The sequence below is a fragment of the Mycoplana sp. ABR4_002 genome, from assembly GCF_056159645.1.
Genome location: NZ_JBSWVO010000003.1, coordinates 13,386 through 27,055 on the forward strand (window position 1 = coordinate 13,386; position 13,670 = coordinate 27,055).

The 13,670-nt window shown below is 59.2% G+C and carries 13 protein-coding genes and 1 pseudogene; 9 read left to right on the top strand and 5 right to left on the bottom strand.

Features of this window, described 5'->3' with window-relative positions; genetic code table 11:
- Positions 1–549: 549 nt before the first annotated feature.
- Genes ACXAGF_RS22410 through ACXAGF_RS22420 form a run of 3 tightly spaced genes read left to right on the top strand, consistent with a single transcriptional unit; the run spans position 550 to position 2,317 of the window.
- A complete protein-coding gene (locus tag ACXAGF_RS22410) occupies positions 550–804 on the top strand; it encodes a type II toxin-antitoxin system Phd/YefM family antitoxin (RefSeq protein ID WP_475019769.1) in 255 nt (84 codons plus the stop codon).
- Positions 804–1,211 (top strand): PIN domain-containing protein, encoded by a 408-nt coding sequence (locus ACXAGF_RS22415; RefSeq protein ID WP_475019770.1) that lies wholly within the window; start codon positions 804–806, stop codon positions 1,209–1,211. The genes ACXAGF_RS22410 and ACXAGF_RS22415 overlap by 1 nt, the downstream gene beginning before the upstream one ends.
- A gap of 56 nt (positions 1,212–1,267) precedes the next feature.
- A complete protein-coding gene (locus ACXAGF_RS22420) occupies positions 1,268–2,317 on the top strand; it encodes a site-specific integrase (protein WP_475019771.1) in 1,050 nt (349 codons plus the stop codon).
- 36 nt (positions 2,318–2,353) lie between these two features.
- Here the strand turns inward: ACXAGF_RS22420 and ACXAGF_RS22425 are convergent, their stop codons facing one another.
- The 5 genes and pseudogenes from ACXAGF_RS22425 to repA all read right to left on the bottom strand — a co-directional run bounded on the left by ACXAGF_RS22425 (position 2,354) and on the right by repA (position 7,777).
- The gene (locus ACXAGF_RS22425) at positions 2,354–2,881 is read right to left on the bottom strand and encodes an NUDIX hydrolase (protein WP_475019990.1); all 528 of its coding nucleotides are present in this window, start codon (positions 2,879–2,881) and stop codon (positions 2,354–2,356) included.
- 251 nt (positions 2,882–3,132) lie between these two features.
- A pseudogene (locus ACXAGF_RS22430) lies at positions 3,133–4,093 on the bottom strand (3'-5' exonuclease).
- 52 nt (positions 4,094–4,145) lie between these two features.
- Positions 4,146–5,360 (bottom strand): plasmid replication protein RepC, encoded by a 1,215-nt coding sequence (gene repC, locus ACXAGF_RS22435; protein ID WP_475019772.1) that lies wholly within the window; start codon positions 5,358–5,360, stop codon positions 4,146–4,148.
- A gap of 157 nt (positions 5,361–5,517) precedes the next feature.
- Complete coding sequence (gene repB, locus ACXAGF_RS22440; RefSeq protein WP_475019773.1) at positions 5,518–6,498, bottom strand: plasmid partitioning protein RepB; 981 nt, start codon at positions 6,496–6,498, stop codon at positions 5,518–5,520.
- A gap of 55 nt (positions 6,499–6,553) precedes the next feature.
- Positions 6,554–7,777, bottom strand: a complete 1,224-nt coding sequence (repA, locus tag ACXAGF_RS22445; RefSeq protein ID WP_475019774.1) for a plasmid partitioning protein RepA — start codon at positions 7,775–7,777, stop codon at positions 6,554–6,556.
- A 379-nt stretch (positions 7,778–8,156) separates the two neighbouring features.
- Between repA and traI the strand changes: the two genes are divergently transcribed.
- Genes traI through trbJ form a run of 6 tightly spaced genes read left to right on the top strand, consistent with a single transcriptional unit; the run spans position 8,157 to position 13,666 of the window.
- Complete coding sequence (gene traI / locus ACXAGF_RS22450; RefSeq protein ID WP_475019775.1) at positions 8,157–8,783, top strand: acyl-homoserine-lactone synthase; 627 nt, start codon at positions 8,157–8,159, stop codon at positions 8,781–8,783.
- Between the two features lie 10 nt (positions 8,784–8,793).
- Positions 8,794–9,771 carry a P-type conjugative transfer ATPase TrbB gene (gene trbB / locus ACXAGF_RS22455; protein ID WP_475019776.1) on the top strand — a complete coding sequence of 326 codons (978 nt, stop codon included), beginning with the start codon at positions 8,794–8,796 and terminating at the stop codon, positions 9,769–9,771.
- A complete protein-coding gene (locus tag ACXAGF_RS22460; RefSeq protein WP_475019777.1) occupies positions 9,761–10,135 on the top strand; it encodes a TrbC/VirB2 family protein in 375 nt (124 codons plus the stop codon). The genes trbB and ACXAGF_RS22460 overlap by 11 nt, the downstream gene beginning before the upstream one ends.
- Positions 10,128–10,427, top strand: coding sequence for a conjugal transfer protein TrbD (locus ACXAGF_RS22465; protein WP_475019778.1), 300 nt, complete (start codon positions 10,128–10,130; stop codon positions 10,425–10,427). The genes ACXAGF_RS22460 and ACXAGF_RS22465 overlap by 8 nt, the downstream gene beginning before the upstream one ends.
- 10 nt (positions 10,428–10,437) lie before the next feature.
- Positions 10,438–12,891, top strand: coding sequence for a conjugal transfer protein TrbE (locus tag ACXAGF_RS22470; protein WP_475019779.1), 2,454 nt, complete (start codon positions 10,438–10,440; stop codon positions 12,889–12,891).
- A complete protein-coding gene (gene trbJ, locus ACXAGF_RS22475; protein ID WP_475019780.1) occupies positions 12,866–13,666 on the top strand; it encodes a P-type conjugative transfer protein TrbJ in 801 nt (266 codons plus the stop codon). The genes ACXAGF_RS22470 and trbJ overlap by 26 nt, the downstream gene beginning before the upstream one ends.
- Positions 13,667–13,670 lie beyond the last annotated feature (4 nt).

Below are 13,670 nucleotides of genomic sequence, written 5' to 3' on the forward strand. Positions count from 1 at the left end.
CGTCCTGCGCCGGCGCTGTCGCGGTGATCATGCAAGACCGTCGAATAGGCGCTCTCAGCTCTTGTCAATCCGGACTTCCCGACGACAAACGTCGCCGAACCCGTTCTTTCCCTCAATCGTGATCGTCCATTCCACCGGGCCCGCCGGGACCGCCAGCAACCGGCCCAGACGGGCGCGGAGTCGCCGAGAATCATCCAGAAGAGCGTTAAAAACCGCATCCTCCTCGCTCGCCTCAGCGCTGCGCTGCCGCGGTCCATTCGGGCAGACGAAATGCGGGCGCAGCGTCTGAGGCAGGGGTTGGCGAGCGAATCCATGTCCAAGAATGTACACTGGATGTGCAGTTTAGGTCACCATTGGCGACATCAAGCGCACAGCCTGTCGTCACTTAATAATGACCGATAAACTTGCCTTATCGGACGTATTTTGATACGCGTTTCCTGGCCTGCTGTTGCGCATAAAAACCACGTTCTCGCAGGGGGATCGCCCTTCCCGCCGCTAGCTAATACGGCTATATCTGGCTAGACAGCCTAGCTAGAATGGAGCAAATGCATGGAATGGCAACTCCAGGACGCCAAGAACCAGTTCTCGAAGGTCGTTCAAAAGGCGCGCCACGAGGGGCCTCAGATCGTCACGCTGCGCGGCGAGCGCACGGCCGTCATTCTGTCCGCCAGCGACTATGATGCTCTGCGCGCCGGCCGGCCGACCCTGGTTGACGACCTGCTCGGCGGCCCGGCCTGGGACGATGCGCTTGCCGATGCGGTTGAAGCGCGCGACAACACACCAAGCCGCAGCGTTGCCTTCTAATGTATCTGATCGACACCAGCATCGTCTCGGAGGCGCGGCGTGGGACGCCGCAGGCGGTATCATGGCTCCGCTCCGTCGATCCCCGCAGCATCCACCTCAGTGCGCTGACGCTCTGCGAGATCATGCGCGGCATCGCGCTGAGACAGAAATCGGACCCGGAGGCTGCCGCTCACCTGACCGAATGGCTGCGCAAGCTGCGCCACGACCATGGCGACCGCATCCTGCCGGTGACCGACCAGATAGCCGTCGAATGGGGCCGCATCGCTGCGCTCCGCCCGCTCGGCGATATCGACGGGTTGATCGCCGCGACCGCGATTGTCCACGACCTGATCCTGGTCACACGCAACGTCGAGGATTTCGAGGCTAGCGACGTATTCGTGATCAATCCGTGGGAGACACCTGCGTGAGCGGCCCGGTGACAGGCCCAAAGCCGCCCACGGGTGATCTGTCAGAACCGTCCGGGGTGGCCACCGATGCACAGGATGGTGCTCTCCCCTCCCCTCCCCCGCCCCAGGAGCCCCGCCTGCCCGCGCATTTGCAGGATCTCACCGATCGCGCCCGCGGCTATGTCGAGGCGTCGAGTTCTGCCAATACGCGCCGGGCCTACGCCTCCGACTGGAAGCATTTCACCGCCTGGTGCCGGCGTCAGGGCCTTTCGCCCCTGCCCCCGGATCCGCAGGTTGTCGGCCTTTACATCACGGCCTGCGCATCGGGAACCGCACAACGTGGCCGGAAGGCAAACACCGTCTCCACGATCGAGCGACGCCTTTCGGCGATCAGCTGGAGCTGTGCCCAACGCGGCATGCCGCTCGAGCGCAAGGATCGCCATATCGCCACGGTGATGGCCGGTATCCGCAACACCCACGCCGCCCCGCCCCGGCAGAAGGAGGCGATCCTGCCGGAAGACCTGATCGCCATGCTGGAGACGCTCGACAGGGGAACCCTGCGCGGAATGCGGGACCGCGCCATGTTGCTCGTCGGTTTCGCGGGCGGCCTGCGCCGTTCGGAGATTGTCGGGCTGGACCTTGGACGGGACCAGACCGAGGACGGGCGCGGCTGGATCGAGATCTTCGACAAGGGGCTACTGGTCACGCTACGCGGCAAGACCGGCTGGCGCGAGGTCGAAATTGGCCGTGGGTCGTCGAATGCAACCTGCCCGGTCGTCGCTGTCGAGAGTTGGATCCGGTTCGCCCGGATCGCAAAGGGCCCCCTCTTCCGCCGTGTCCGCGGCGAGGGCAAGGACGTCGGAGCGAACAGGTTGAACGACCGTGAGGTCGCCCGCCTTGTCAAGAAGGCGGCCCTTGCCGCCGGCGTTCGCGGTGATCTTGGCGAAGGCGAACGGGCCGAAAAGTTCTCGGGCCACTCCCTGCGCGCCGGTCTTGCCACCTCGGCCGAAGTCGACGAGCGCTATGTCCAGAAGCAGTTGGGCCACTCCTCCGCGGAAATGACCCGAAAGTACCAGCGCCGGCGCGACCGGTTTCGTGTCAATCTCACCAAGGCATCCGGACTTTAGAGCCCCCTCCCCGCCTGTCGCATCGCCCACGAAGTGTCAGCTGCGGGGTTCTCTGGCTTTCGGCCTGAAGTTGACCAGCAGGGATTTCAGCTCGACTTCACGAACGCGCCAGGCCGCCTCGATCGGACTTACCCAGTTAAAAACGCGTTGTCCTCGTTCTTTGAAATCGGTCACAATCTCTGTCACTTCGATCTGAAACATTTCCACTACGCAGGGCGCAACATCGCCATCATCGAGTTCTTTGAGATAGGTGTAGCTGCCCACCGACTTCTTTTTCACCTTGCCGCGCACACCGGCTTCTTCCCACGCTTCGATTGCAGCCGATTCGTACGGCTTCTTACCCTTCATCAGCCATCCCTTGGGGATGACCCATCGCCGACTTTCGCGCGAGGTGATGACCAGGACTTCAATCTCGGCGCCATCCTCCTTGTAGCGGAAGCAAAGAGCACCGCATTGATGACGAAAAGCTTTGCCGAACAGTTTGTCCGGGGCTTGAGCAAGCTGTTGGAGCAGTGTCTGCGGATTGCCCGTCTCGGGCTTGCTGCCTCGTTTCCCTGACTTCATGATTAGGGAGGTTGCCAAATTTTCCCTGCTCTCTCAATTGCCTACAATATAAGATGACAGATTTATGACAGTCGATCCGATCGGGTCGTTGCCTGGAGACGGCCAGCAGAAGCCGAGGGAAGCGCCATGCCAGGGCAATATCAGGAGGAACGAGAAGGAGAGCAATCCCGGTGCGACAAGAAGGCGGTCAGTCCGGATTGCGAACGCCTTCATCGTGCCTGCTCACGGCGAAGGCGTCTATCATTGCCCATTCAGGTCTTGAACCGATCGAACGCTGTCAGATGCTTCATCCGCGGCTGGGCGTCATAACGGTAGATATCCGCACGTAGCCACGAAAGTTCTGTTTCAAGGTCCGCATCGGCAACTTCGATCCACCAGGCCTTCGGACGGCCATCGCTGCCATCGGACCAGCGATATCCCCTGCCCTTCAGTTGGTCCTTCAGATCAAAGGGGGCATTCTCAGCGTAGATCCGGATTCGCGAACGCTGACTAGCGCGGTACAACTCGGCGAATGCCGACCCAGCCGGGTTCTCAGTCTTTCGATCGAGCACCTCCAGCAGTGCGAAGCAGTCATCCACTGCCCGGTGCCCCTCATGAAAATACCCGGCCTGGCCGATGAGATAGCCGAGCTTGGTTCCCTCAAAACCACGCGCTTGCCAGTCGACCTCAGAAACCGAGCACGCCCACGCCTTGTGCTCAAACGTTGCGGTCAACGCCTCGCAAAAACGGGCGGTCGAAGGCCGCGTTGTGGGCGATGACCAGGTCTGCCGGTGCTATCAATGCCCCCAGCCGGTCAAGGTCGATCCTTTGTCCGGCGACCATGGCGTCAGTGATGCCTGTGAGCCTTGTGATATCCGCCGGGATCGGTCCTTTAGGCTGCTGCAGCCCGCCGTAGATGTCCGTCACCTCGCCGATCCGACCGCTCTCATCGAAACTGAAGGCGACGACGCCGATTTCGATGACCTCGTCCTTGCGCGGATTGAGCCCTGTGGTCTCGGTATCGACGATTACCCCGTGCAGAGGAAAGCCTGGCTCTGGCAACCGGGCAACGGGCCGTGGTTGAAGCTTCGTCAGGATCCGATAGCGGCCGGTCGCCTCCAGACGACGGACCATCTCATCCTCGGAGATGGTCAATCCCGCCGATGGCTCCTGGCATGTGCGTTTGTCCGCAATCGGCGCTGCTTCATCAAACATGTCGAACTGCACTTTCATTCGAGCCCCCTCAATTCCGGTCCACCCTCAAGCCTTTGCAATGCAGGATCGCTCAGCCCGTACTCTGCACCGGCTTTCCGTTCAACCGCAGCAGTGCCATCAGCATTGGCCCGAGCGAAAACTCCCCTCGTGCTGCCTTCCGTGTCAGATCTCGCAGGTATCCGCCAGCAGAGTTGATGTGCCCTGCCCGCTCGAGAATACAGGCCACCGCAACGGCCGCGTTCTCGGACCCCATGACCTCGCAGGCCTCCTGGTAGGCGGATGGGCTGATCCCCAGCATCGAGCGGACAGTCACGGCCGCAGACATCAGCTCGCGCCAGTTCGATATTGCCCCACCCTGGGCGTACATGGCGATCTCCGGGCAGGCCCGAAGCACCATACCCAACGGAAATGCCTTTATGGCCTCCCGCACCGTTTCATTGGGTGGCACCGCCGGCGCCCCCTGCTCATCTCGAGAGCTAGGTTCAAGTTCATTGCTGGATTCGGTATTTGAATTCTGTATGTGCTGACGGCATTCAGCACCATTGGTGTCGCTTTTTTGAGAAATAAGTTGGACTTCCAACAAGTTGATGACTTCTTCGTGCAGAAGCGTCAGCTCTTCGAGGCATTCTGCCAGTTCCCGCTCGGCTTTTGCCCGTGAAAGGCGGGCGAGAGCCGCCACGAAATGGTCCTCGACCATGCCCCAGTCGCCGGAGGCTCCCTCTTCGACGGCAGCTGTGATCAGCTTGCGGATATCTCGCCTGCAAATCGAGATCCGCTCCCTGACGACTTTCAGCCGACGGCGTTCTTCCTCAACCTGTTGCGCCATCTGGGCAAGCTCTTCGCAACGCGCCAGAAGCGGCGCGAGGCTGAAGCCGTAGGCCGCCTCGATCGCACCGTCCCTGCCCTTGCGCGCGTAGCGCTTGCCGTTGGGGCTATCATTGCGATGGATCAGGCCAGCATCGACCAGAAGCGCCAGGTTCTCCCGTAGCGTCGAACCCGCAATACCGTTCGCGCGCGCAGCGAGCTGTGCGTTTGAGGGAAAGACGATAAGGTTCTTCTCATCGCTGAGATCTGTCTCGGGGTAGAACGAGAGCAACGCATTCAGGACCGCGAGCGCCCTGTCTCTCAACCCCAGGAGCGTGCGCGCATCGCAGGCGTCCCGATAGACCTTCCACTTGTCGGCGGATTTGCCTTCCTTGATCCTGGCCGACTCGAACTGCCCTTTCACCAGGGCAAGCGTCATCGGCCGCCGCCCGAAGGGCGTCGTCACATTTCCACTCTGCATCTTCCTTCACCTTCCTATAGGCAAAAGAAATCCGCTCACCAAAAACGGTGCCAAAGACTCTTGACTGCGATTCGTGGAAATGCGATTCTCAGGCTGCTAAACGATGAGAGAGGCTTCCACGATGGTTACCGTCTGGGGGCCTTTTTCTTTTGCGTAACTAGTCTCCATTGCTTTGGTTGGTGGACAGGAACTCGGCATAGAGCCGGTCCAGATTCTCAGCCAGATATGCTCCGAACCGAGTGGCATTCTTCGACTTCATCGAGAGCGAGAATGCCTTCCCAGAATTCGTGAACTGCGCCGAGACCATCTTGTCAGCCGGAAGCCAACTGCCCTTGGCTTGGGCCGATGTCTTCTTGACGGGTTTTCCGGTCTTGTTGAGTGCCTCGAAGAGCTTGTTGAAGCGCTCGTCGCTGCCAAGCGAAGCGAAGGAGGCTTCCTCTACAATCTCTTTGACTCTGCCTTCATTGGCACTCTTTCCTACGAGCAACGACAACTCCAACCACCGTTCACGTCCGACTGCAGGTGTCGGGCCGATCGCTTCGATCACGGGGGAGGGTATCCGATCGGTCACTGACATCATCTTGGAGACCGCCGCGGCATTGGCGGCCAGGGATGAAGAAATGACGGAACGATCATAGCCCAAACTGTCCAGACGGCGCGCAAACAGTGCACGCTCGATGAAGGTCAGATTTGCACGCGCCGAATTCTCCTGGCCCTGCGCGATCACGTGGGTGCGGTCGTCAAGCTTCTTGACGACTGCCTTTACCTTTCGTCCGAGCTCCCTTGCCACGCGCACCCGGCGGTGGCCAAAAACAATCTGATAACGGTCGGCAGCTATCGGATGCGGCCGGACAAGGATCGGGGTGTCCTGACCCCGTTCCAGAATTGCCTGTTTGAGCTCTTCGAATTGTTCGTGATCGTCGTCCATCCGATCAGATACAAAAGAACCGTCGACGGAATCGGGATCAAGCTCGATGACCGCCTCTCCCTCCAGGAATTTTTCGGCCTGTTTCGACAACTCATCCAGCGAACGAACCATGCTGCGCGAGGCGCCACGCATCGGGTAGGACTGAACCGGCTCGAGTTGAGTGGGTTCAGTATCATCTACCAGTCCCGCCAAAAGATTTTTTCTCGCCATTGCCTGCTCCGACTACTGCAATCGACTGAACTTAAAAGAGAAATTGCCCTTTTTGTCAGCTGACAACTTTCCGTCCCCACGATTCGTGCACGAGATCCGCGATTTCGGCATTGACCGCATTCAGAGATTCCATTGCACGCTCGTACGTAGAGCGCGTCATCTGGTTCTTTTCGACCTCATAAAGCGTCTGCTTGGTGATCCCTGCGTCCGATATTGCGGTGGACTTCAGCATCTGGTTCTTCAGGACGAACTGATGGAACAGTGTCTGCATGAAGCCGACCATCTGCGCCTGTGGCCCGTCCATGGGTTCATAGCGCGTGATCAAGTAGCGGTACCATTCAAGATTGACCTCAGCTCCTGCGTCTCGGATCGGCTTGAGAATGCCGCCCAGCATCAGAAGGAACTGCCCCATCGACATGACATCCAGCATTTGGGGATGGATCGTGATCAGGACGCTGGTCGCCGCGGTCAATGCGGTGATGGTCAGGTAACCGAGTTGCGGCGGGCAATCGATTACGACGACATCGTAGCGATCGTCGACTTCAGCCAGCGCACGCGAGATGCGCGTAAAGAACGTCCTGCCGTCGTTGTTGTTCTTGTTCGCCATCGCGAGCGGCGTGTCGTACTCGAACTCCTGGAGCTCCAGATTGGCCGGCACGATATCGAGGCCGGGAAAATTGGTTGAGTGAATGATGTCCGTGATCGAGCGCCGTTCGCCATCGTAGCGAATTGCTTCGTATAGCGAGCGCGTCAGATCCAGCTCGGGTTGAAAGCCATGCAGCGACGACAGAGAAGCCTGCGGATCGAGGTCGACCGCCAGTACACGATGGCCGGTCAATGCCATGTACTGGGCAAGGTGCGCGGCAGTGGTCGTCTTGCCAGAACCACCCTTGAAGTTGACGACGGCAATCACCTGCAGCTTTTCGCCTTCGCGACGATGGGGGACGTAGGTTCTCGAATCCGAGCGCCCGTGTCGCTCCAGATAATGGCGCAAGTCAGCAATCTGCTCGGCACCGTAAGACCGCCTGCCGGATGAGGAGGTCTGGGGGAGGGGACCTTTCCCCTCAAGATGAAGCTTTTTCAGTGTGCTCTGCGAAACGCCCAGGTATTGAGACACCTCTGCCAGTGAAAACTGGCGAAGACCCTTCTTTGCATTGGGCGGGTATTGCTGCACACTCAGCAGATGCAGCTTCTTGGAGATCAAATCGCCCTGTTCAAGGATCATCTCCTCGAAGTGCATGGGCCGCATTGCACCCATAGTCGGCGTATTAGCGTTCATTGTGGGAGAGCTCCCGAATAACGGTTTTTGGCGGTTGTCAGCTATCTAAGCGTTATTCTGTCCGATTCTCAGGAGACCTGGCAAGCAATATAGGGTTAACGAGGCCCCAGTGAACTATTGTCGATTCCAGCGCGAACTGGATGGAAATTCCATTTTATCGTTTTATTTCCGGTACATAGGGGACATAAGCCGTCGCAGCAACGTAGAGAACTCCCCTGTGAATCCTACAATTAGAATGCGAGCATGTACCCTCCCAAAGGTGCCTTTGGCCTGTGTTATGGCCCGACTCACCCGTCCGCACCGCTGTAAGATCCTACAACTACACCCCGATTCGGATTTGTGCTGATTTCCCGTCCGCACAACAACGACGGGGAATTTCATGCAAATTATCGCGATCTCGGCACCACAGGATACCGTCGCAGCACAGCTGCTCCATGAACAGCACAGGCTTCGGGCCAGGGTGTTTTCGGGTCGTTTGGGTTGGGAGGTCCACGTCGAAAACGGCCTCGAGAAAGATCGCTTCGATGGCCTCGGGCCGACTTATATCCTCGCCGTTCAGACTGGTGGCCAGGTAGCGGGATGCGCGCGGTTGCTGCCGGCGACCGGTCCCACAATGGTAAATGACATCTTCCCGTCGCTTCTCCCGGACAGAACGCTCCGATCTCATTCGGCAATGGTCGAGAGTTCGCGGTTCTGCGTCGACACCAACGTGGGAGAGGGTAGGGGCTCGAGCACAATCCACGAAGCGACACGCGCCATGTTTGCAGGCATCGTCGAGTGGTCGATCGCAAACGGGTTCACCGAGATCGTTACAGTCACCGACCTCCGGTTCGAGAGAATTCTATCCCGGGTCGGCTGGCCACTCCAGCGACTTGGAGCACCGAGGAGAATCGGCCTCACGACCGCCGTCGCAGGAACGCTTCCTGCAGACCAGGGCACATTCCTGAGCCTACGGCCAACCAATTACAGTTCTCTCATCACCGTTCCCCTGGGTCAGGCCGCGTAAGGAGAAGCGTGTGCCCCAGCTTCGCTCTCACCCAAGGCTCGTGCGCAAGCTTCAGGAAGCCCTTGGCGACCAGATCTGCGTCGCGCTCGATGACAGCAATGTCGTCGAGATCATGCTCAACCCTGACGGTAGGCTCTTTATCGAAAGACTCGGCCTTGGCATGGCACCTGCCGGCGAAATGTCCTCGACCGCTGCCGAAATGGTAATTGGCACGGTAGCCCATGCGCTCCAATCCGAGGTCGATACGGTCCAGCCGATCATATCCGGTGAACTGCCAATTGGAGGTCATCGGTTCGAAGGTCTGCTGCCCCCGATCGTAGGGAAACCCACCTTCACGATCCGGCGCCGAGCGTCACGCCTCATTGCGCTTGATGAATACGTCCGGAGCGGCGTCATGACGACGGTGCAAGCCGGCACCATCAGGAGCGCAATCTGTTCACGCCTCAATATCATCATCTCTGGCGGAACCGGGTCGGGCAAGACAACGCTCGCCAACGCGGTGATCGACGAGATCGTCAAAAGTGCGCCGGAGGACCGGCTTGTTATCCTTGAAGACACGGCCGAGATCCAATGCACCGCCGAAAATGCGGTTCTCCTCCACACCAGCGATGTCATCGACATGGCTCGCTTGCTGAAAAGCACGATGCGCCTGCGACCCGATCGCATTGTCGTTGGAGAGGTGCGCGACGGGGCGGCCTTGACCTTGTTAAAGGCATGGAACACCGGCCACCCAGGCGGTGTGGCGACAATCCACTCAAATACGGCGACCTCTGCCTTGAGGCGCCTTGAACAACTGACCGCCGAGGCCAGCCAGCAGCCAATGCATGACGTGATTGGCGAGGCCGTCGATCTCATCGTGTCCATCGAGCGCACGCCTCGCGGTCGCCGGGTCCGCGACGTCATCCATGTCGAACGTTTCGTGGGCGGCCAGTACGAAATCCAATCAGACCAGCCCGCTGACGAACAGGAGGCGAGTCATGTTGCGTAAGAAATTTCCAATCGGCCTCACAGTGCCGATCCTGTTCCCATCCGTCACACCGGCCTTGGCAAGCTCTGGCGGCAGTCTGCCCTGGGAAGGCCCGCTCGAGAGAATTCAGGAGTCGATCACCGGCCCGGTCGCTGGCTACATTGCACTTGCAGCTGTCGCCATTGCGGGCGGCATGCTCATCTTCGGCGGAGAACTCAACGACTTCGCTCGGCGTCTGATGTATGTGGTCCTGGTCGCCGGGATCCTGCTCGGGGCCACGACCATCGTCGGCCTCTTTGGCGCAACCGGCGCTTCCATTGGCTTACCGGGCGAACAAACCTCCACCCTTCGGCCCTTCAGGGCAGGGGAGGGGACAGATGGCTGAGTACGTCTGCGGACTGAACCGAAACCGCATACATCGCGCGCTATCACGCCCGAACCTCCTTATGGGAGCCGACCGAGAGCTGGTCCTGATCACCGGATTGGCGGCCGTCATCCTGATCTTCGTCGTCCTGACGGTCTATTCAGCGCTTTTCGGAGTTGCAGTCTGGATCGTCGTCATCGGGATCCTTCGCATGATGGCGAAGGCCGACCCGCTGATGCGCCAGGTCTACGTGCGGCACATATCCTACAACCCCTATTACATGCCGACCACGACGCCGTGGCGGAAGTTCTGAGGCGAGGGCCATGGCACCTCTCAAGCGCTTCAGAACCACCGAGCCATCGTTCGCGGACATCGTCCCCTATGCCGGGCTCGTCGAAAATGGCGTTATGCTCTTGAAAGACGGAAGTCTGATGGCCGGCTGGTATTTTGCCGGCCCCGACACCGAAAGTGCGACGGACGCCGAGCGCAACGAGCTCTCGCGGCAGATCAACGCGATCCTTTCGCGACTGGGTAGCGGTTGGATGATCCAGGTCGAGGCCGTCCGGGTACCAACACTCGACTATCCAACCGAAGACCGGTGCCATTTCCCCGATCCCGTGACCCGGGCGATCGATGCCGAGCGGCGGGCGCATTTTGGTCGGGAGCAGGGCCATTTCGAGAGCAAGCACGCCCTCATTCTGACCTACCGGCCGCCCGAACCCAGGAAGACGGCACTGGGAAGGTATGTCTATTCCGACAGCGAGAGCCGCAAGAAATCCTATGCGGACACCGTGCTCCTTGTGTTCCAGAACGCGATCCGCGAGATCGAGCAGTATCTGGCAAATACCGTCTCGATCGCCCGTATGAAAACACGAGAAGTCTCCGAAAGGGGAGGGGATAGAACGGCTCGCTATGACGAGCTTCTTCAGTTCATCCGCTTCTGCATAACGGGAGAAACCCACCCGATCCGAGTGCCTGACGTGCCGATGTACCTCGACTGCATCGCGACGGCAGAGTTGGAGCACGGACTGACGCCGAAGGTCGAGAACCGCTTTCTCGGCGTTGTTGCAATCGACGGCCTGCCGGCCGAAAGCTGGCCTGGCATCTTGAACAGCCTCGACTTGATGCCGCTGACCTATCGCTGGTCATCGCGCTTCATTTTCTTGGATGCTGAAGAAGCGCGCCAAAAGCTGGAGCGGACACGCAAGAAGTGGCAGCAGAAGGTGCGTCCGTTCTTCGACCAGCTTTTTCAGACGCACAGCCGGTCGGTCGATCAGGATGCCATGACCATGGTCGCCGAGACCGAGGATGCGATTGCCAAAGCATCATCGCAGCTGGTCGCATACGGCTACTATACGCCTGTTGTTGTCCTTTTCGACGAGGATCGCGAAGCCTTGCAGGAAAAGGCCGAGGCCATCAGGCGGCTAGTGCAGGCCGAAGGGTTCGGCGCCAGGATCGAGACGCTGAATGCGACAGATGCCTTCCTCGGCAGCCTGCCGGGCAACTGGTACGCCAATATCCGCGAGCCGCTGATCAATACCAGCAACCTTGCAGATCTCGTACCACTCAACTCAGTCTGGTCCGGCAACCCAGCCGCCCCATGTCCGTTCTATCCAGCAAACTCGCCTCCGCTCATGCAGGTCGCCAGCGGATCGACGCCGTTCCGTTTGAACCTGCACGTGGACGACGTAGGCCACACTCTGATCTTCGGTCCGACCGGATCGGGCAAGTCGACGCTTCTAGCGCTCATCGCAGCCCAGTTCAGACGGTATGAGTTCGCTCAGATATTTGCATTCGACAAAGGCAATTCACTTCTGCCGCTAACGATGGCCGCCGGCGGAGACCACTACGAGATCGGAGGCGATCTGGAAGGAGAGGGCAGGGCGCTCGCATTCTGCCCACTGTTCGACCTTTCGAACGATGGGGACCGGACCTGGGCAAGCGAGTGGATCGAAACGCTTGTCGCGCTGCAGGGTGTGACAATTACGCCCGACCACAGGAACGCCATTTCTCGCCAAGTCGGCCTGATGGCAACGGCACCCGGCCGATCACTTTCCGACTTCGTCAGCGGAGTGCAAATGCGCGAGATCAAGGACGCACTCCATCATTATACCGTCGATGGCCCCATGGGGCAGTTGCTCGATGCCGAGGAGGATGGCCTGACGCTTCGCTCCTTCCAGTGCTTCGAAATCGAGCACCTCATGAATCTCGGCGAACGCAATCTGGTGCCCGTGCTGACCTATCTGTTCCGACGGATCGAGAAGCGGCTCGACGGCTCGCCCAGCATTATCCTTCTCGACGAAGCCTGGCTGATGCTCGGTCACCCGGTCTTTCGCGGCAAGATCCGCGAGTGGCTGAAGGTGTTGCGAAAGGCAAATTGCGCGGTCGTGCTCGCAACCCAGTCGATTTCTGACGCCGAGCGATCCGGGATCATTGACGTCCTGAAGGAATCCTGCCCGACGAAGATCTGCCTACCGAACGGCGCAGCCCGAGAGCCTGGCACCAGAGAATTTTATGAGCGGATCGGCTTCAACGAACGCCAGATCGAGATCGTCTGCGGTGCGATACCGAAGCGCGAGTACTACGTCGCGACCCCAGACGGCCGGCGACTTTTCGACATGTCGCTTGGCCCCGTCGCTCTGAGTTTTGTCGGGGCGTCCGGAAAAGACGACCTGAAACGCATTCGCGCACTGAAGGCCGAGCATGGCCGAGACTGGCCGATCAAATGGCTTGAATTGAGAGGAGTTCGTGATGTCGCATCGCTGTCCTTTACGTAAACTCATCGTCGCTTTGTTCGCCAGCACGCTCTCACTCTCACCGGCCGCGACAGGCTGGGCCGGATCGGCAACGGGTGCGGCAACTGAGTGGACGCAACTTGCCAACAATGCGCAGCTCGTCGACATCCTGAAGAGCTCCGGCCTTCAGGTTGATAACCAGATTACCCAGATCGGCCAGCTAGCGGAGCAAATCCAAAACCAGCTGAAAATCTACGAAAATATGCTGCAGAACACTGCGCAGCTTTCCGATCACGTATGGGGGAAGGTCGAGAGCGACCTCCACAGGCTCCGCGATATCGTCGATCAAGGGCAAAGCATCTCGTTTTCGATGGGGAATGCCGACGACATCTTGCAGCAGCGGTTCAAGAGCTATTCGGACCTTAAAACCGACCTGCCGAATTCCGAGAGCTTTTCTTCGAGCTACCAGAGCTGGTCGGACACAAACCGTGACACCATCGCCAGCACGTTGAGGGCCGCAAGCCTGACGGCCGATCAGTTCGACAGCGAGGAAAGCACAATGAACTCATTGCGCAGCATGTCGGAATCTTCTGACGGACAGATGAAAGCGCTTCAGGTCGGCCATGAGATTGCCGCCCAGCAGGTCGCGCAGATGCAAAAGCTCCGCGGTCTCGTTTCGCAACAGATGACCATGATGGGTACGTGGCTTCAATCGGAACAGACAGACAAGGATTTGGCCCAAAAACGTCGAGAAGAATTCTTCAAGTCGACCGTGCCTTCGACCTCCGGCGGCGAAAAAATGAAGATCGAGTGGTGACCGA

What these genes read in the sequence shown, in the direction of transcription:
- ACXAGF_RS22465 (WP_475019778.1), top strand. Translation starts at nt 10,128, where the DNA reads ATGGCTGAGTACGTCTGCGGACTGAACCGAAACCGCATACATCGCGCG.
- ACXAGF_RS22460 (WP_475019777.1), top strand. Translation starts at nt 9,761, where the DNA reads ATGTTGCGTAAGAAATTTCCAATCGGCCTCACAGTGCCGATCCTGTTC.
- ACXAGF_RS22410 (WP_475019769.1), top strand. Translation starts at nt 550, where the DNA reads ATGGAATGGCAACTCCAGGACGCCAAGAACCAGTTCTCGAAGGTCGTT.
- traI (WP_475019775.1), top strand. Translation starts at nt 8,157, where the DNA reads ATGCAAATTATCGCGATCTCGGCACCACAGGATACCGTCGCAGCACAG.
- repA (WP_475019774.1), bottom strand. Translation starts at nt 7,777, where the DNA reads ATGAACGCTAATACGCCGACTATGGGTGCAATGCGGCCCATGCACTTC.
- ACXAGF_RS22415 (WP_475019770.1), top strand. Translation starts at nt 804, where the DNA reads ATGTATCTGATCGACACCAGCATCGTCTCGGAGGCGCGGCGTGGGACG.
- ACXAGF_RS22425 (WP_475019990.1), bottom strand. Translation starts at nt 2,881, where the DNA reads ATGAAGTCAGGGAAACGAGGCAGCAAGCCCGAGACGGGCAATCCGCAG.
- repB (WP_475019773.1), bottom strand. Translation starts at nt 6,498, where the DNA reads ATGGCGAGAAAAAATCTTTTGGCGGGACTGGTAGATGATACTGAACCC.
- ACXAGF_RS22470 (WP_475019779.1), top strand. Translation starts at nt 10,438, where the DNA reads ATGGCACCTCTCAAGCGCTTCAGAACCACCGAGCCATCGTTCGCGGAC.
- repC (WP_475019772.1), bottom strand. Translation starts at nt 5,360, where the DNA reads ATGCAGAGTGGAAATGTGACGACGCCCTTCGGGCGGCGGCCGATGACG.
- trbJ (WP_475019780.1), top strand. Translation starts at nt 12,866, where the DNA reads ATGTCGCATCGCTGTCCTTTACGTAAACTCATCGTCGCTTTGTTCGCC.